Origin of the sequence: Qipengyuania profundimaris (assembly GCF_030717945.1) — a bacterium.
GTDB lineage: Bacteria > Pseudomonadota > Alphaproteobacteria > Sphingomonadales > Sphingomonadaceae > Qipengyuania > Qipengyuania profundimaris.
In genome coordinates, this window is the sequence record NZ_JAVAIM010000001.1 from 1,355,668 (window position 1) to 1,373,221 (window position 17,554).

Below are 17,554 nucleotides of genomic sequence, written 5' to 3' on the forward strand. Positions count from 1 at the left end.
TGTTCGCCCGTAGGTACTTTTAACGGACGCTAATCGACAATCACTTGAAAGGTGAAGGCGACAGATGCTCCCGCTGCCAGGCTGGAGGTCGTGGCGCGAACTTCACCTGAGACGAACTGCGCTCCACGTGGATCGGACTCGTCGGCCCCCGCGCCGTCGTCGTCCTCGACCGTGGTCGCATTGGCACACCCCGTCCCGGACCTGATCGACCCGGAGACGAAAGAGGTTTCGGGCGGAATCGCGTCGGTCATCAGGACATTCGATGCGGCAGTATCACCGGTGTTCGATGCAAGCAGGCAGTACTCGATCAAAGCGCCGGGTACATTGAATTCTGTCGAACCGACCGGGATCATGTCGTCGATCACGCGGCTCGTCTTGCTAAGCGCTATGGTTGTGTCAGGTCGGCAGAAAGTGATGTCGTGAAGCGCGATGCCCTGCTGGCCGGGATCGACCGGAGCCGCGGCATGATTGCCATAGCTAATGATAATCCTATCGATCGGCTGGCTGAAAGTGACCACGACATTGCCGAAGCTGGAATCATTGTCTGAAGCCCCGTCACCGTATGCGCTATTGCCGATCACGTAGTTTGCGCTGCCGTTCGTGAGCGTCGGGGTGACATTTGCCCCCTGATAGCGCCCTTCGACGGTCACCAGATCCGCAAACTGCCCCGGGTTGCTATCGACATCGAATATCGTGAACTGCGCACCGCGCATGATTGCAGGCAAGGTGATCGTGGTGACGGCACGCCCGGCCCTCGAGGGCTGGTCTGCCACCTGCCCTAGCGAGAACTGGCTTGGGGATAGTCCTCCCGTGAACCCGTTTTGCCGCACTGGCGATTGTCCGCCGAATGTCGCGTTGTTGAGCCAGGCTCCGTCGGTCGTCAGGTTGAACCCGATATTTCCGAGTGTCCCGAGCGCATAGGTGTTGCTCGTCGAGCCCGCCGTCCAGGTGACAGCATCCCAATCGAAGACGATCGTCTGGTTGGGGCAGGTGAGCGCTGGTGCGACCCCGGCCTGGCGAGCCAAAGTCAGATACAGATCCGACCGCACGAATGTCCCGTTGTCCGCCGTCGGGAAAAGATCGCAAATTTCCAGGCGCCATGTGCCCGCGGCGCTCTGCCCGTTGAACGCCGAAAGGGCCGCCCGGGGACGAAAAGTGTTCTGGTAAGGCGGGGCGGAGGTTGAATGGTTGCCTGTCGCGCTGTCGCTGTTGACCACCTGCGTCGCCGCATCGTCGAGCAGGACATTGAAGTTGTCGCCACTAACGTTGTTCGTATCGCCGTTTGTCATGCGGACGCGCGTCCCGGTTGGGGATTGCAGGGTGAACTGCAGGTCGCCGCGCCAGGTATGTGTGGCGAGAATGCCGATATTGATGTCGGCCACCGTTCCCGTCGACGACACGGTGAAGTTGCGAACGAGAGGATTGGTGCAGACGGTCGTACTGTTGATTGCACCGTTCGTTGTATTGGAGAAAGTCGAAGATGCCTGAGCCGCCGCCGGTGTAGCGTTCAGCATCATCGCGAGGCCAAGAACCAGCAGTGCAATGCAGTATCCGGCCACGCCGCGCACCCGCTCCAGCAGTGAAGCGCCGAACATCTGTAGCTGGCAATTGATCGTCGCGTTTATGCTCATCGGCCCAAACCCAGGAATCCGAAGCTGTCGGCATCGAACTTCAGGCGGAAGCTGGCGTAAAGACCCTCGTCTGTGTTGCGCGCGGCGCTGAAGTCTTCGTCGCGGAAGCCGGACACGTTGTAGCCGACGCTCAGCAGCATGTCGTCTGCCGGGACGAAGCCGACTTCCGGGCCGAATGCGAAGCTGGTGTAGCCATCGGTGAGGCCGCTGCGCACAGTCGCGCGCCCGCCGACCTCGAAGCGCTCGCCGATACCGATACGGGCATCCAGTCCGCCAAGCAGCGTCCAGCCCGAAGCGTCGTAGCCTTCGAAGCTGTCGAAATTGTATCGCGTGCCGACGAACACGCCGATTTCGGTGCGCTGGAAAAGTCCGCCATCGTCTTCGTCGTAACCGCGCGGCGACCAATTCGTCGAGAGGCTGCCGATGAGGCGGCGCGATTTCGCCTCGCCATCCACAGTCAGGGCCGTGCGTCCGGCAGGCCCGGTCTCGCCTGCGACGGCGCCGCGAACTTCGTCGCTGCGATATTCGATCTTGGCGAGGAAAGCGAAAGGCGATTCGTCCGGGCGGTGGGCGATCGCGATCGCGCCGTCCATGATCTCGCTCATCGCTCCGAAATCGTCTTCGGCATTCGTCCAGGTAAAGCCGGAGCCGACCACGCTGCCTTCACCGAGCTGGCGGATAGCGCCGAAGGTCACGCCCTTGCGATCGGCCTGTTCGCCGTCGCGAAACTCGCCGCGGAAGTTGGCAGCCCAGCGATCCTTGCGCCAGGTTGCGCCGGCGGTGATGGCGACAAAGTCCTCGAACAGCTGACCGTCCTGGCCGAGATGACCGCCGCTGGCGACGGGGTGAAGCGGATTGATCACCTTGCTCGGATCGACGCCGCCGATCTGCCGGTTTCCGTCGACGGTGAAGTCGACCGTGAGATTGCTGGTCACAGGCAGACTCTGCGCAAGACCGAAGGCAGCGAAAGAACGCGGGCCATATTCGGAGATCGTCTGCCGGCCCAATGTGCCGGTAACGCGTGCGCCGGTCCACGGGGCGAGCTCGATGCCGCCCTGCACGGTGCGAGCGTCGATCGCTTCGCCCTCGGCAATCTCGTAGCTACCGATCAGGCGGATGGCATTCGTCACGGCATAGCGCGCGCCGAAGCGGTGGCGGGTCGGAAGATCGATGGAGTCCGTGTTCTCCAGCGCGATGCTGGTGCTGGCATTCAGTTCCAGCCGGTTGTCGAGCAAGCGCTGGCTGGCACCTGCTTCAACCACGGTCGACGAGCCGGTCGTGCCGTCCTGGAACCGGTCGGAGAAATGGGCGAGGCCGAGACGCAGGTCGGTCGATTGCGAACGCCAGGCGGCCTGCACCTGAATTGCATTGCGGCGTGCCGCGTCGGTCAGGCTGTCGTCGCGCCAGGCACTGCCGGTCACGCTGAGATCCTCGGTGATCGAATAGCGTGCATCGACACCCACCTTGGTGCGTCCACGTTCGACGGCGTTCTGCTGTTCGACGCCGTAGCCTTCCTCGATGCTGCGGGCATACGCCAGGACGTCGAGCTTGCCGGTATGGTGTTCGGCCTCGACCTGCCAGGCAGCCTTGGTTTCGCCTTCGCTATGGCTGGCCCCGATTTCGGCGCGCACTTCCGTTGCAGCGCCGATCCGTGCGCGCACATCGGCGGCGACGATTTCGGTGCGCGGTCCATCGCCCTTGTCGGTAATGGCGCTGGCGCCGATGCGCAGGTTGCCGTCTGCCACGGTAACATCGGCGCGAACGCCGGCATTGAGTTCGCCCGACGAGGTCAGCTGGTCGATTTCGTAATCGATAACGATGAACTGCGGGTTGAGATCGAAATCGCGGCTCAGGACCGGCTGGGTAAAGGTGATCGTGCCCGAGAGGATGTCGATGTCATAGTCGACGAACCGCTCGAGTTCGCGGCGTTCGACGATGACTTCAGAACGGAAGCGGTCGCGCGTTTCGATGGCGACGCGTTCCGAATTGATGACGATCGCGCGGCTGGACAGGCGGTAGGGGCCCGACAGACCGTTGCCCTGGATTTCGTCACGGCGGAAGCGGGTTTCGGTTTCGGCTGCAAAGCCCTGGACGTGCAGCTTACCGAACCGGCCTTCTGCTTTCATGCCGGTGGCGGCGCGATCGTAACGGGCAAGGTCGGTCTGGTCGAAACCGGTGCGGAAGTCGCCGTAGATTGCGTAGAAGGTCTCGGTCTCGACGCGGACATACAGCTTGCCGCGGCTGGCGGCATCGAAGCGGCGCGTGGAGCCATCGCCGTACACAGTGTAATAGGCGTTGGGATCGATCGTGCCTTCGAGGCGCTGTTCTTCACGCTGCTTGGCGCTGTCATAGGCGGCGGTCACGAGGAATTTACCGAGCACGCGGCCCTTCGCATAAAGCGCCACGCGGGCCTCGTCGCCAAGATCGCTGTCGAAGCGCCCGGTGCGCTGCATGTTGTCCGCGACAGTGCGCGCGCCCGCGGAGCCTTCGGCGAGGCCGACGACTGTCCAGGGCTGGTCGCCCGGCACCATCCAGCCTTCGATTTCCTGAGTGCGCGTGATCTGGCGGTCGGTAAAGCTGAACTGCAGATGCAGGGGGCCGCTAACCATCGTCGGCGCCAGTTCGATCAAAGCTACGCCGTCATCGCCTTCGACCGTCCAGGTCGGCGATGCGCCGCCAAGGCCGGTCAGCTGGCGCAGCTGCATTGCTTCGATCGCCTGCGCGCTCTCGTAGGGCGCATTGATGGCAACGCTGCCGCTGACGCCGCTGCGAACCGGGCGGCTCTTACGGTCGGTGATACGCACCGCGATCACCGGCTTGTTTTCGCCATCGGCTACCAGGCGCGAGCGAGCGTCGATGAGTTCGGCCTTGGCGGGGGCGGCGGCGAAATTGACGCTACGCTCCAGCGCGGCAATTTCTTCGCCGTTCGCCGACAGGACACGCGCAGTCAGGCTTGTGAGCTCGGATTTCAGGGCAACGCCGCGCCAGACGCTCACCGCATAACTGCTATCGGCAGACTTCTTCACTCCGTCGAAAGCCAGCGGATCGACGCGTTCTCCATTGGCCGACAATTCTACTTTCTCGCCGACTTGGTGGCGGATCGCAACCCGGACCGCAGGAGCGCGAGGATTGTGGCCGACTTCAGGAAAAAGGAATTCGGTCGGGCCATCGCCGACAGCGGCCCAATCGATGTCCGCGCCGGCGGCGGCCGCGTCCTCGAGCGGGGTTTCATCGCCTTCGGGGGTGGGCGGAGCCCAATCCGCAGGCAGTGTCGCATGAAAATCCGCGACTACGAGGCTGCCACCCTGGCCCCGCACGAAGAGCGAGTTCGTCGCACCCGCGTTGGCCGTCGAGCGGCTGCAATCGACGAATGCGCCGCCCTCGGGCAGGGTCTGCTCTTGCGCCTGGACCACATGCGTGCCGGGCATCAGCCCCTCGAAGTGATAGCGGCCGTCGCGGTCGGTAATGGCGAAGCTGCCGTCCTCGAGCATGACGCGCACGCCCGGAATACCGCGCCGTCCATCCTGCAGCAGGCAGTCGCCTTCGGTGATCCGTCCGATCAGGGTCATGCGATCGGCGATAATGTCGCGCTCAACTCGCAGGCTGGCCGTGGCCGTGGTTAAGTCTCCGCGACTGTCGACGATGTCTGCCCGGTTTTCGATCACGCCGGGCGGGGCATCGGCGCGGATGGTCATGGCATATGTTGCGCGGCGGCTCTCTCCGGCGGGGATGTCACCGAACGCGATCTGAAGTTCGCGGCCGTCCGGGCTGATGGTAACTCGATCGTCAGCCTCTTCGCCATCGATGCGGATACTGTCACGGCGCAGGCGCAACCAGGGGGAGGGTGTATCGGTGACGACCACATCGCGCTTTGCGCCGATCGTATCCGGATTGGAGACCGTAACCACGTAGAACACGACGTCGCCTGGCGCGGCAATCTGGCGCGATGCGGTCTTGGTGATGTCGAGTGTGACCAGCGGACGATCGAGCGGGATATCGAACTCTACCGGGCCCCCGTCGGCCAGGGTGAAAGCGTTCGAATAGGAGCCGTCCGTGATGATGTAGCTCTCGCCATCGGGACGATTGAAGGGCGCGAGTTCCGCCGGTGTCGCCTCCGACGGAGCGGTGTAGGGCGGGGGAGGCTGGATCAGCAGACGGTAGGTTCCGGGCGAAAGCACCGGGAAGCGGTATTCACCTGGCGCCAGCGGGAAGGCGCCGCCATCGGCCAGGGGAATCGTGCTGCCGCTGACCACCGTCGAGGGCCAAGGCGTCACGCCATCGTCGGCGTAAACGGTTGCGGGCTGGCCGGTCGCGGTGTCGATGATTGTGACACGCGCCCCATTCACCAGACTTCCGTCTTGGCTGTCGAAAACATAACCAAACGGGTTCGAAATGGCAGCGACAATGGTCGAGACGATCGGATCGCCGGTCGGACCGGGGTACGAAATCGTTATGTCGTCGCCGGAGCGAAGCGAAAGTGCGCAATCGCCCTGGACCGGCGCTGGCGGAACGAATGTCGTGGGAATTGCACCGACGAACTCGCCTGTGTTCTCGCCGGTTTCGAAGATCGTCAGCCGCTCTTCGTCGCCGGACTGGGCGGAGATCACAACCTCGATGGAATCGATGGCGGAGGTGTCGCGATTGGCTCTCCGGGCGTTGATGCTGAAAAACAGCGTCTGACCGATGCGAATTTCATTAGTGGCTTCGAGCGCAACCGGCTCGGCAGTCGCCGCACCGCCGGTCATGAACGACATGTCGATCGGCGCTCCGCCGCATAGCGACGGAGATAACGGGTACTGCACGCCTCCGGTGGGCGAAGGCACGAATGTGCCGATTGTCACCGGGGTATCGTCGATTTCCAGAGCAACTTCGTTGGAAGTCGTCGCGCCCGGAAGATCGCCGCTGCGCCAGCTGGCTTCGGCGATATTGGTGATTACACGGACTGCGTCGGCAGTCTGGGCATAGGCCGGAACCAGCACGAAAAGCAGCAGCATTCCGAGGAATGCCACTGCCTTTCGCGAGAGGTTCAGGTCGATGACCATGATCCGGAAGCCGTCAGTCGATGATGGCCTGGAAGATCAACGTGCGGGTCTCGCCCGCTGCGATGTCATCGAGCGTACCGGACACTGTCGGATCCGCATAGGATCCAGTGCCCGTAGCGCCCGCAACGTCGCAGCTGGTGCTATTCGTGCTGACCGGGAAGTTGGTGTCCGTGTAGGTGAGGCCAGTCGGCACATCGTCGGTTACGTTAACGCCGGTGGCAGTCGCACTGCCAGCTGCGTTGGTTACCGAGATGCAGTACTGGATGGTCGCACCGGGGATTGCCTTGGGATTGGTCGTCCCGCTCACCGGATCCTCGATCACCGAGCTGATCTTGGTCACAGTCAGCGCTGCTGCCGACACGACATAATCGTCCGCTGCCGAGAATGCGCCATCGTATTGCGCGTCGGTTTCGCCAGCGCCATCGGCCAGCACCGTATCGACCGCATCGACGGTGTTGGTCGCCGAAGTGGCGAGCAACGCGCCCTGCGATCCTGCGGTCCCGCCAGCATACGCCGTTGCCGTGAGGATCACGGTCGCGACGTCGCCGGTAACTTGATCGATCGGAACGTCCGACACGACGAAGATGGTGCGGGTCTCGTCGGGTGCAAGTTCGTCGATATAGGTGACGGCAACTTCGTCCGTCCAATCGCCGTCACCGTCGGTATCGACGTAGATCAGGGTGTTTGTCGTATCGAAATTGTCGGTCCCGCCGAATGCGCCGGCGCCGCCCGCCTGTTGATCGACAGTCAGACCGAAGTCGGCCGTGTCGTTCGACAGGTTGGTCACCTGGAAGGTGGTGACCTGCTGCGTCGAGCCGGGTGACACGACCGTCTGCGTGCCGCCGACTTCGGCGACCGTCAGGTCGATCTTGCGGTCGACGACGAACTCGTCGGTCGCTTCCTGGTCATTCTGCGTGACGCCGCCGACCTGATAGGACACCGAAACGGTGTTCTGAATGGTCGTGCCGGCATCGGTCCCCGCGGCCAGGGCCGGGGAGGCGCCGAGAGCGATGAGCGGTACTATGCTCACCGCACCCAGCAATCTGCTGGTACGTTTCATGGTCTCGAACCCTCTGTTGTAATGGTCGCACTTGTCAGCGCCCGCGACCTGCGGCGCGTTTCCTCCGCCGGTTAGCGGACGATCCCGTAGTAGCTGAGTTCACCGCTCTCGCCCGGCGCGACCTGTGCCAGGACCCACCGGATGTGCGTGACGTCGGACAGTTCCGCAGGCCGCCGACCAGCGTCGGCATCCGGAACGGCGAGGCGATCGAGCGCGGCGAAGGTTTCCCCTCCATCGACCGACACTTCGAAGCTTTCGTCGAGCTCGGCGAGCCGGACTGCCGAAGGCAGCGGATTCGTCACGACGAAATTCTCCGCCACCGCGTTTCCGCCATTCGCATAGCTGGTGGTGAACAGGAGGCGATCGCCCGGAACCACGCCCTCGGGGGCGGCCAGAGTCGTGCGTGATTGCCCGTTTTCGACCGTGGTGCGCTCGACTTTGACATCGCTCGAAAGAGCTACGTCGTTCTGCGCAGTGGCAGGTGCGGAAAAGCCCAGGGCCATGCAGGCCAGACCGAAGCTAAGTGCGACTTTCTTGTTCATCATCATGTCCTTAGGGTCGGATTAGTCGACGACGACGTCGAAGGTGACAGTGTAGTCGTTGCCGGAGGTCACGGTCCCGACATCGACGCTGATACCCGTTGCGCTCGCTTCGCCCGCATCGGCGTCGGCAGCGTCGGTCAGTGCCGCACCGTCGAGCGTCAGTGTGCCGGCTTCATAGGAAGTGAAGGTCGGGAAATCGTCGGTGATCACGAAGTTGTCGAACGACCCTGTGCCGGTGACTTCCGCCACAATGGTAAAGGTCACGATCGCGCCCGGAACCGCTTCGGTGCCGCCGAAGGGATCGGCGACAATCGCCGATTTCACCAGCGAGACCTGGGCTACACGTGCGATCAGCGAGCCGTCTGCATCGGCATCCGCATTGGTGAGGCCGACGACGGCATCGCTGCCACCTTCGCCCTGGCCCGCGAACGTCGTACCCGGTGCGCCGGTGCCGGTAACCGCTTCAGCCAGGAGATTGACGTCGCTGGTTTCCCCGTCGGTCAGGCCGCCAGGCGACGAGACGATAACGAAGATCGTGATGGCCTCGTCCGGATCGAGCAGCGGTGTCGGATCGCCGGGCGAAATGACAATGTCGACGCCTTCTTCATAGATGCCGTCGCCATCGTCGTAGACGATCGCGTTGATCGTGACATCGAAGTCGTTCCCGGTGCGTCCCGGATCAGCGGTTAGGTTGAAAGCTTCCGGACCATTGCCGGTATTGGTTACTTCGAAGGTGAGCACCGCAGTTCCATTCCCCACTGGGACTGCGCTGCCGTCCTGCCAGGTTGTCGTAACGTTGAGCAGCTCGTCGACCTGGACCTCGACGGTATTCGACGTGACCGTGCGCGGCGTCGAGCCGCCATCGTCATATGACGCGGTCGCGGTATTCTCGATGATAGAGCCTGCGGGCACGCCATCGGCGAGTGCGGGCGAGGCAGCAAGGAGGGTGGCAAGGGCCAGCGTGCTGGCAGCGAGCTGATGGCGATGGTTCTTCATGTCGCATACAGTGCACGACAATGGTAAACGAACCGTTAGAAACTACGCATTTCTACGTAGGTGTGAAATTAATCGGGTCTAAAGATTTGGCGGCGTTCGGTGCAATCCGGCCGGTCGCCTCCGCGCAGCGATGTACAGCCGGTTTCAAACGGCTCTGTCTTGCATGGAACTGCCGTATCACATGCAGGTTGATGCAACTTGAAGTGTATGCTGCGCTGGGGATTGCAACGAACTTTACACTATGCAGCGTGCCGCAGCTTATCGCGGCCTTCGCTTAGAGACGTGTTCGCTCAGGACATCGGGATAAGCCGACGTGCGTAAAATGTTGAAACCACTGGTCGGGATGACTGGATTCGAACCAGCGACCCCCACACCCCCAGTATGGTGCGCTACCAGGCTGCGCTACATCCCGAAACCAGTGGAGGCGGCCCTATAGGCGGCAGGTCCGCGCATGGCAAGCGCCTGTCTGTGCAAGTTTGCACACGGCCTCGCGTCCAATTCGTTGCTAGTGCCCGGCATTGCTGCTAACCGCGCCCGCACTTCGGACGTGAGGGTGCGGGGCGGGCTTGAACGGCCTGCATTCGCCGCCCATTTGCGACCGGTCGTTCATTCATTTCGACAGGTATATTTTCAATGCTCGATCTTCTTGCCGCCGCCGGTTCCGCTGGAAGCGCGCCTCCTGCCTGGACCGGCTGGATCCTGCCGCTTGGCATGTTGCTGATCCTCTGGTTCCTCATCATCCGGCCGCAGATGCGCCAGCAGAAGCAGCATCGCGAGCGTGTCGCCGGGCTGCAGAAGGGTGACGAAGTCGTCACGCAGGGCGGCCTCGTCGGCAAGATCACCAAGGTCGAGGATCACTTCGTCCATGTCGAACTCGCCAAGGGCATGACCGTGAAAGCAGTCCGCACCACCATCGGCGAAGTGCTGTCCTCGCGCGGCAAGCCCGCTGCGAACGACTGAGCCGGGGACGCAAAACAACCATGCTCGATTTTCCCACCTGGCGTAAGGTCTGGCTGTGGTCGATCGCGATCATCGCCATGCTCGCCGCGCTGCCCTCGCTGCTGTCGGCGACCAGCGTCCGCTGGCCCGACGCACTGCCGCAGCCGATGGTCAACCTCGGCCTCGACCTTGCGGGTGGCAGCCACATCCTCCTTGAAGCCGATCCCGCAGATGTCGCGGCGCAGCGGCTCGAGAACATGGAGGAGAACGTCCGCAGCCTGATGCGCAATGCCGAGCCGCGCATTCGCATCGGCGACGTTTCGACCCGTGGCGGGCAGCTGAGCTTCATCCTCGACGATCCCTCGCAGATGGACCAGGCTCGCGAAGTCATGCTGCCGTCGATCAACGGCACGGGCCTCGTTCGCGAGTGGGACCTGACGATGGAGGACGGCAACCGCATGATCCTCTCGCCCACCGCCGACGGCACCGATACTGCGGTGAACGACGCGATGGAAAGCGCGATCGAAGTCATCCGCAAGCGTATCGACGAGCTCGGCACGCGCGAACCGACGATCATCCGCCAGGGCGATACGCGCATCGTGGTTCAGGTTCCGGGGCTCGAGGATCCCGACCAGCTCAAGGCGCTGCTGGGCGAAACGGCCGAGCTGGAATTCAAGCTGGTCGACCAGAACGCCCTGCCGAGCGATGTGGCCGAAGGACGCGCGCCTCCGGGAAGCGAGATTTATCCATACGCCGAGACCTCCGACTTCGCCGGGCAGAATCTCGCCGTGCGTCGCCTGGGTGGCATCCGCGGTGACAATCTCACCGGCGCGCAGCAAAGCTTCGATCCGCAGACCAACGAACCTGTGGTTACGATCCAGTTCGATAGCGACGGCGGCCGTCGCTTTGCCAAGCTGACGACGGAAAACGTCGGCAAGCCCTTCGCCATCATACTCGATGGACAGGTCTTGTCGGCCCCCAATATCAACGAACCGATTCGTGGCGGCACTGCTCAGATTTCCGGTGGATTCAGCGTCGAAACGGCTAACCGCCTCGCCATCTCGCTGCGCTCCGGCGCACTGCCGGTGGAGCTGGCCGTGGTCGAAGAACGCACCGTCGGACCCGATCTTGGCGCCGACTCGATCCGCAGCGGGATGCTGGCGATGGCCATCGGTTCGCTGCTGGTCATCGCGCTGATGATCGCGAGCTACGGCCGCTTCGGAGTTTATGCCACGATAGCTCTGGTCATCAACATCTTGATGCTGCTCGGTATCATGGCCGGTCTCGGCACCACGCTGACCCTGCCGGGTATTGCCGGCTTCGTGCTGACGATCGGCGCGGCGGTGGACGCCAACGTGCTGATCAACGAGCGTATTCGTGAAGAACGCGCGCGTGGCCGCCGCGTGGTCGCTGCGGTCGAAACCGGCTACAAGGAAGCCAGCCGCGCCATTTACGATGCGAATGTCACCAACTTCATCGCTGGTGTATTGCTGTTCCTGTTCGGCTCCGGCCCGATCCGCGGCTTCGCGGTGGTGTTGGTCATCGGCCTGTTCACCAGCGTCTTCACCGCGGTGACGCTCACCCGCATGTGGGTCGCCGCATGGCTGCGCAAGGCGCGGCCCAGCGATCTGAACCTATAGGAGGAGGCGAGATATGCGACTTCTGAAACTCGTCCCCGACAATACGAACATCAAGTTCCTCAAGTGGCGCATCCCGTTCTTCGTGGTCAGTATCCTGCTGATCGCGGCGAGCTGGGCGCTGGTGATGACCAAGGGCCTCAACTACGGCGTCGATTTCGCTGGCGGCCTCGAAGTGCGCGCCACCTTCACGCAGAGCGCCGAGGCACCGGTGGCGGAGCTGCGCGACGACGTGGAGGCGCTCGGTTATGGCTCGCCCGTCGTGCAACGCTTCGGCGAAGACAATCAGGTCTCGATTCGCGTGCGCCTGCCCGACGAAGTGGCGTCCAACCAAGAAGCCGCGCAGGAAGCCGCCAATGAGGTCGTGAGCACGTTGCAGGCGGAATATCCCGACTTCCGCCTCGACGGGAACGACAACGTATCCGGCAAGGTGTCGGGCGAGTTCCGTCTAACAGCAGTCTACGCGTTGCTGGCCGCCATGGCGGCGATCGCGCTCTACATCTGGATCCGGTTCGAATGGCAATTCGGTGTCGGTGCGCTCTTCGCGCTGTTCCACGACGTCAGCCTGACGCTGGGCATGTTCGCGCTCTTCCAGCTGGAATTCAGCCTGCAGATCATTGCCGCGATCCTCGCGATTATCGGTTATTCGCTGAACGATACCATCGTCGTCTACGACCGTATCCGCGAGAATTTGAAGAAGTATCGCAAGATGCCGCTGCCCGAGCTGCTGGACCTCTCGGTGAACGAGACGCTGGCGCGTACCGTGATGACCTCGCTGACGCTGTTCGTTGCGCTGTTGCCGCTGTTGCTGTTCGGCCCAGCAAGCCTGTTCGGCATGGTTGCAGGCATCACGCTCGGCTTGTTCGTAGGTACCTATAGCTCGGTCTATATGGCCGCGCCGATCCTCGTCTGGCTTGGCGTCACCAGCGACAGCTTCGTGCCGGAGGAGACGGTCGCGGACGTGCAAGAGAAGAAGGCACGCGGCGTCGTCTAGGGTGCGGGTCTAAACCAGCGTATCGTAATAGACGGCCAAGGCCTTGCCATTGGCCTCCCAGCTGAAATTCTCGACCGTCTGCGCGACCTTTTGCGGATCGCGCGGGCGATCGAGAACGCGATGGATGCCTTCGCGCACGGCGCGGGGTGTGCGGGCGACGATCACCCCCGCATCGGGCGATTGCACCACCTCGCGCGCGCCTCCGACATCGGTGATGACCAGCGGCGTGCCGCAGGCGAGCGCCTCGATCCAGGCGTTCGCCAGCCCCTCGCTGCTCGATGGTAGCACCATGGCATCGGCAGCGGACAGGAGCGGCGGCAGGCTCGACGGCGGCTGGCTGCCGAGGAAATGCACCCGGTCGGCAATGCCGAGTTCGACTGCGAGCTTTCTGAGGCAATCTTCCTCCTCGCCCTTGCCGACCAGCAGGAGCCGCGCGTCGGGCAGGTCGCCCAGCGCTTTCATCACGACGCCTTGACCCTTGCGCTCGATCAGCGCGCCGACCGTCACAAGCAGCCGGTCCTTCGGGTCATAGGGGTAGCCGTAGGTCTCGGCGATCGTGCGCCGCAGCCCCGTATGGTCCAGCGGGCGAAACAGGTCGCGGTCGAGTCCCGTGTAATGCACGGCGATCTTGTCGCGCTCCATACCCAGCGATGCCATGTCGCCGGCCAGCGCTTCGCACACTGCGAGCAGGCCTGTCGCAGCTTTCGCTGTATCGAGCAGCGCCTTGCGTCCATATTCGCGCGAGCCCCAGTAATGGATGTCCGCACCTCGTGCCTTGACTGTAAACGGCAGCCCCACTGCATCGGCAATTACCATCGCCGCCGGCCCGTCGGGATAGAAGAATTGCGCGTCGATAAGATCGAACGGGTCCTCGCGATGAAGCCGCTCGACCAGCGGCAGCACAGCGCGAGCGATGCTTGCGGGATTGAGCCTTCCGCCGACCTTCGGGATGAGCCGGAAGGTCGGGCGATGGACGGGCAGGCCGAACTCCTGGCTGTCGACGGCAGCATCGCGCAGGTCGCGATAATGGCCGAATACGACTGGCGGCAGTCCGATCGGGTTGACGAGCGTGACGTCCCAATGCGTGTCGCGCTGAAGCGCTTCGAGCGATTTCGCGACGAAGATGCCGAAGCGGGGCTGGACGGCATTGGGGAACAGCGTCGAGAGCGAGAGAACCCGGCGGGTCTTGGTGACGCTCACAGTTTGCGGACCAGCATTTCGGCGACGGCGATCCACGGAGCATCTTTGATGACGTCCTGCTTCTGCCCCTGTCCCGGGGGCAGTACCCCGAGCAGATCGCCCTGTCGGTCGATCAGCCGCCCGAAGGCGAAGCGGCCGCCCCTCTTCGGCACCAGCACATCGCGATTGATCGCGCGGGAGGCCTCGGACGGGTCTAGCTGGCGCAGCCATAGCTGGTCGCCGGGGCGGTATTCGCCATGGGGGTAGGCGATGTCGAGCACCATGAGCGCGCCTTCGCTGCCCAGATCGGTAGCGAGGATGGCGTCGCGGGGAGAACCCAATGCTTCGGGTCCGGCTTTCTCGAGTGACGCCACGATTTGCGGCTGTGCTGCCTTTTCGGAGCGGACCAGCAGTTCGGGATCGACATCGAGCGCGGCGGCGATACGGTCCATCCACTTGACGGAAAGGTTGCGCATGCCCGTTTCTAACCGCCCGACGGTCTGGGGGGTCGTAGGCGGGTCGCAGGCCGCTGCGAGGTCCGCGAGCGTTATGCCCTTTTGTTTGCGGATGTCGCGAATGCGGTTGATCATCGTCCGTCCCAATAACCGATTTGGTTTTTTATCTTTCCTACACGAACCTGTCCGATGCAAGCAATTTCTCCACCCACAGGAGAAACCGATGCCCCGCAAACTCGTCGAACGCGAACTGACTCCCGAAGGTCCGCGCCGCGCAGGCGGAACGCGTGCCCGCCGTCGCAGTGTCACTGTAAACCTCGCAGAGTCGCCACTGACATGGCTGCATTCGCGCGGGCATCTGTCCGAACGCCAGTTCGATGCTGGCGAGAGATTGCGCGCGGATTACGAGCGGGCGCAGCTTTCGCCGTCGATCACCATGCGTTGGGACCCGGTGCGGGTGGATGGCAGCGGTGGTGACGGCTTGACGCCATCGGAGCGCCAACTGTCGGCCAGGTCGCGCTTCGACGGCGCGATGGCGGAGGCGGGGCCGGGGCTGAAGGATATCCTCTGGCGCGTCGCCTGCGCCTGCGAGGGGCTACCCGATGCGGAGAAGGCGCTCGAATGGCCCGCGCGCAGCGGCAAGCTGGTGCTCAAGCTCGCGCTCGATCGCGTAGCGGATTTCTACCGGATCCGCTGAGCAACTTCGCGGCGCAGCGCGGGCAGTACCTCCGCCTCGAACCACGGATGGTCGCGGATGAACAGCGTGCTGCGCCAGGCAGGGTGGGGGAGGGGCAGGAAGTGCGGTAGGAACTCGCGCCAGCGCTGGATGCGCTCCAGCATCGTCCAACTCTTGGTTTCGGGCAGGTAGGCGCGCTGCGCGTAGGTGCCGACGAGCAGCGTCAGCCGATCTTCGGGTAGTTCTGACCACACCCGCTCATGCCATGTGGGCGCGCATTCGGGGCGGGGCGGCTTGTCGCCGCCGCTCGCCTTGCCGGGATAGCAGAAACCCATCGAGACAATCGCGAAGCGCGCCGGATCGTGGAGCGTGTCGAAATCGACGCCAAGCCAGTCGGCCAGTCGGTGCCCCGACTTGTCGTCGAACGCGAGGCCGGTCTGGTGCGTGATCCGCCCCGGTGCCTGCCCGATCACAACGACGCGGCTGGTCGCGCTGAACTGGACGACGGGTTTGGGGCCGAGCGGCAGATGCTCCGCGCAAAGCGTGCAGCCGCGGATTTCGCGTTTGAGCGCCTCGGCGCTCACATCGCATCGACCTGCTCGGCCAGCGTCAGCCAGCGTTCTTCCGCTGCGTCCTTTTCGGTCCGCGCATTTTCGATGCCCTGCGAGATTGTCGCGAAGCGCTGCGGGTCGGAGGTGTAGAGATCGGGATCCGAAAGGATCGTCTCGCCCCTCGCAATGGCGGCTTCCAGTTCCTCGATCCGCGCGGGCAATTGCTCGAAGTCGCGCTGGTCCTTGTAGCTCAGCTTGGTCGGCTTCTGCGGCGGCGGCGGAGGGGGCGGTGCGCTCTCCGACTTGTCGGATTTCGTCTTGCTCTCGACCGGCTTCTGCCGCTTCGCCTGCCAGTCCTCGTATCCGCCCGCGACAACATCGACGCGGCCTGTTCCGTCGAGGCCCAGCGTCACCGTCACCGTGCGGTCGAGGAAGTCGCGGTCGTGGCTGACGATCAGGACCGTGCCTTCGTAATCGGCGATCACTTCCTGCAGCAGGTCGAGCGTTTCGAGGTCGAGATCATTGGTCGGCTCGTCCAGCACCAGCAGGTTCGAGGCCTTGGCGAATTCGCGCGCCAGCAACAACCGGCTGCGTTCGCCGCCCGACAGCACGGCCACCTTCATGTCGACGATCTTGGGATCGAACAGGAACTCCTTCAGATAGCCCTGCACATGCTTGCGATTGCCGCGCACGTCGATCCAGTCGCCGCCTTCGGCCAGCACCTGACGCACCGTCTTGTCGGCGGTCAGCAACTGGCGCTGCTGGTCGATCATCACGCCGGTCAGCGTCTTGGCGATCTCCACCGTGCCGCTGTCGGGCTCAAGCTCGCCAGTGAGCATCTTGAGCAGCGTCGTCTTGCCTGCGCCGTTCGCGCCGACGATGCCGATCCGGTCGCCGCGCTGGATGCGCAGGCTGAAGGACTTGATGATCGTGCGATCGTCATAGCTCTTGGTGATGTTCTCCGCGACAATGACCGATTTCGACTTGAAGTCCTCTTCGGTCGCCAGCTTCAGCTTGGCCGTGCCGCCCGCCGAAATCATCGAAGCCCGCTGGGCGCGCATCTGCCACAGCTTTTCCAGCCGCCCCTGGTTGCGCTTGCGCCGCGCGGTCACGCCGCGCTCTAACCAGTGCGCCTCCAGCTTCAGTTTTGCATCGAGCTTTTCCGCCGCGCGCGCTTCCTCGGCATAGACCTGTTCTTCCCAGGCCTCGTAACCGCCGAAGCCGACCTCCTTGCGGCGCAGGCTGCCACGGTCGAGCCAGATGGTCGCGCGGGTGAGGCGCTTCAAAAACGTCCGGTCGTGGCTGATGACGACGAAGGCGCCTTTGTAGCGGTCGAGCCAGCCTTCCAGCCAGTCGATCGCGCCGAGATCCAGATGGTTGGTCGGCTCATCCATCAGCAGCAGGTCGGGATCCTGCGCCAACGCGCGGGCGATGGCGGCGCGGCGCTTCTCGCCGCCGCTGGCGCCCTTCGTCTCCCGGCTCATGTCGATGCCGAGCTGGCCGGCGATGGCCTCCACCTCGTGCTCTTGCGGCGCGTGCGTGCCGTCGAGCGCCCAGTCCATCAGCGTCGCATGGCCGGTGAGGTCCGGATCCTGTTCCAGCAGAACGATCCGCGTGCCGGGCTTGATCTTGCGCTCGCCTGCATCGGTCTCGATCTGGCCGTCGATCATGCGGAACAGCGTCGTCTTGCCGACGCCGTTGCGACCGATCAGCGCGAGCCGGTCACGCGGACCGATGTGGAGGTCGAGCGCGTCGTGGTCGGGACCGCCGAACAGCCATTTGCCGCCCTGCTGCAGGGCCATGCCTTCGAGGCTGAGGATCGGGGGCTGTGCCATAGGCCGCGCGAGGTAGG

13 protein-coding genes and 1 tRNA gene are annotated in these 17,554 nt (G+C 63.6%); 4 read left to right on the forward strand and 10 right to left on the reverse strand.

Going from position 1 to position 17,554, the window contains the following annotated elements; genetic code table 11:
* Positions 1–29 precede the first annotated feature (29 nt).
* From Q9K02_RS06700 to Q9K02_RS06725, 6 genes are all read right to left on the reverse strand, one after another.
* On the reverse strand, positions 30–1,631 hold the full coding sequence (locus Q9K02_RS06700; RefSeq protein ID WP_305932197.1) for a proprotein convertase P-domain-containing protein: 1,602 nt from the start codon (positions 1,629–1,631) through the stop codon (positions 30–32).
* A complete protein-coding gene (locus Q9K02_RS06705) occupies positions 1,628–6,673 on the reverse strand; it encodes an isopeptide-forming domain-containing fimbrial protein (protein ID WP_305932198.1) in 5,046 nt (1,681 codons plus the stop codon). Before Q9K02_RS06705 ends, Q9K02_RS06700 begins: the two co-directional genes overlap by 4 nt.
* A gap of 13 nt (positions 6,674–6,686) precedes the next feature.
* The gene (locus Q9K02_RS06710; RefSeq protein ID WP_305932199.1) at positions 6,687–7,733 is read right to left on the reverse strand and encodes a hypothetical protein; all 1,047 of its coding nucleotides are present in this window, start codon (positions 7,731–7,733) and stop codon (positions 6,687–6,689) included.
* Between the two features lie 71 nt (positions 7,734–7,804).
* The gene (locus Q9K02_RS06715) at positions 7,805–8,275 is read right to left on the reverse strand and encodes a hypothetical protein (RefSeq protein WP_305932200.1); all 471 of its coding nucleotides are present in this window, start codon (positions 8,273–8,275) and stop codon (positions 7,805–7,807) included.
* Between the two features lie 21 nt (positions 8,276–8,296).
* The gene (locus Q9K02_RS06720; protein WP_305932201.1) at positions 8,297–9,271 is read right to left on the reverse strand and encodes a hypothetical protein; all 975 of its coding nucleotides are present in this window, start codon (positions 9,269–9,271) and stop codon (positions 8,297–8,299) included.
* 335 nt (positions 9,272–9,606) lie between these two features.
* Positions 9,607–9,683 (reverse strand) — tRNA-Pro (locus tag Q9K02_RS06725).
* A 221-nt stretch (positions 9,684–9,904) separates the two neighbouring features.
* Here Q9K02_RS06725 and yajC point away from each other — a divergent pair.
* From yajC to secF, 3 genes are read left to right on the forward strand one after another with little or no spacing between them, the layout of a single operon-like run.
* Positions 9,905–10,231 (forward strand): preprotein translocase subunit YajC, encoded by a 327-nt coding sequence (yajC, locus tag Q9K02_RS06730; protein ID WP_278327153.1) that lies wholly within the window; start codon positions 9,905–9,907, stop codon positions 10,229–10,231.
* Positions 10,232–10,251: 20 nt separating this feature from the next.
* Positions 10,252–11,850: a protein translocase subunit SecD gene (gene secD / locus Q9K02_RS06735; protein WP_305932202.1), complete on the forward strand. Its 1,599-nt coding sequence runs from the start codon at positions 10,252–10,254 to the stop codon at positions 11,848–11,850.
* Between the two features lie 13 nt (positions 11,851–11,863).
* Entirely contained in the window at positions 11,864–12,841 is a 978-nt protein-coding gene (secF, locus tag Q9K02_RS06740; RefSeq protein WP_305932203.1) for a protein translocase subunit SecF, read from the forward strand.
* 9 nt (positions 12,842–12,850) lie between these two features.
* Here secF and Q9K02_RS06745 read toward each other — a convergent pair whose 3' ends face one another.
* Both Q9K02_RS06745 and Q9K02_RS06750 read right to left on the reverse strand, forming a co-directional pair.
* Positions 12,851–14,041: a glycosyltransferase gene (locus tag Q9K02_RS06745; protein ID WP_305932204.1), complete on the reverse strand. Its 1,191-nt coding sequence runs from the start codon at positions 14,039–14,041 to the stop codon at positions 12,851–12,853.
* Positions 14,038–14,610, reverse strand: a complete 573-nt coding sequence (locus Q9K02_RS06750) for a helix-turn-helix domain-containing protein (RefSeq protein WP_305932205.1) — start codon at positions 14,608–14,610, stop codon at positions 14,038–14,040. The genes Q9K02_RS06745 and Q9K02_RS06750 overlap by 4 nt, the downstream gene beginning before the upstream one ends.
* Positions 14,611–14,698: 88 nt before the next feature.
* Between Q9K02_RS06750 and Q9K02_RS06755 the strand changes: the two genes are divergently transcribed.
* Positions 14,699–15,172 carry a DUF6456 domain-containing protein gene (locus tag Q9K02_RS06755; RefSeq protein ID WP_305932206.1) on the forward strand — a complete coding sequence of 158 codons (474 nt, stop codon included), beginning with the start codon at positions 14,699–14,701 and terminating at the stop codon, positions 15,170–15,172.
* Here the strand turns inward: Q9K02_RS06755 and Q9K02_RS06760 are convergent.
* Together Q9K02_RS06760 and Q9K02_RS06765 are read right to left on the reverse strand one after the other, a co-directional pair.
* Positions 15,157–15,735, reverse strand: coding sequence for a uracil-DNA glycosylase family protein (locus tag Q9K02_RS06760; RefSeq protein ID WP_305932207.1), 579 nt, complete (start codon positions 15,733–15,735; stop codon positions 15,157–15,159). The genes Q9K02_RS06755 and Q9K02_RS06760 overlap by 16 nt on opposite strands.
* Entirely contained in the window at positions 15,732–17,537 is a 1,806-nt protein-coding gene (locus Q9K02_RS06765) for an ABC-F family ATP-binding cassette domain-containing protein (RefSeq protein WP_305932208.1), read from the reverse strand. The genes Q9K02_RS06760 and Q9K02_RS06765 overlap by 4 nt, the downstream gene beginning before the upstream one ends.
* Between the last annotated feature and the right edge of the window lie 17 nt (positions 17,538–17,554).

What these genes read in the sequence shown, in the direction of transcription:
- secD (WP_305932202.1), top strand. Translation starts at nt 10,252, where the DNA reads ATGCTCGATTTTCCCACCTGGCGTAAGGTCTGGCTGTGGTCGATCGCG.
- Q9K02_RS06715 (WP_305932200.1), bottom strand. Translation starts at nt 8,275, where the DNA reads ATGAACAAGAAAGTCGCACTTAGCTTCGGTCTGGCCTGCATGGCCCTG.
- Q9K02_RS06720 (WP_305932201.1), bottom strand. Translation starts at nt 9,271, where the DNA reads ATGAAGAACCATCGCCATCAGCTCGCTGCCAGCACGCTGGCCCTTGCC.
- Q9K02_RS06750 (WP_305932205.1), bottom strand. Translation starts at nt 14,610, where the DNA reads ATGATCAACCGCATTCGCGACATCCGCAAACAAAAGGGCATAACGCTC.
- Q9K02_RS06710 (WP_305932199.1), bottom strand. Translation starts at nt 7,733, where the DNA reads ATGAAACGTACCAGCAGATTGCTGGGTGCGGTGAGCATAGTACCGCTC.
- yajC (WP_278327153.1), top strand. Translation starts at nt 9,905, where the DNA reads ATGCTCGATCTTCTTGCCGCCGCCGGTTCCGCTGGAAGCGCGCCTCCT.
- Q9K02_RS06755 (WP_305932206.1), top strand. Translation starts at nt 14,699, where the DNA reads ATGCCCCGCAAACTCGTCGAACGCGAACTGACTCCCGAAGGTCCGCGC.
- secF (WP_305932203.1), top strand. Translation starts at nt 11,864, where the DNA reads ATGCGACTTCTGAAACTCGTCCCCGACAATACGAACATCAAGTTCCTC.
- Q9K02_RS06705 (WP_305932198.1), bottom strand. Translation starts at nt 6,673, where the DNA reads ATGGTCATCGACCTGAACCTCTCGCGAAAGGCAGTGGCATTCCTCGGA.
- Q9K02_RS06700 (WP_305932197.1), bottom strand. Translation starts at nt 1,631, where the DNA reads ATGAGCATAAACGCGACGATCAATTGCCAGCTACAGATGTTCGGCGCT.
- Q9K02_RS06765 (WP_305932208.1), bottom strand. Translation starts at nt 17,537, where the DNA reads ATGGCACAGCCCCCGATCCTCAGCCTCGAAGGCATGGCCCTGCAGCAG.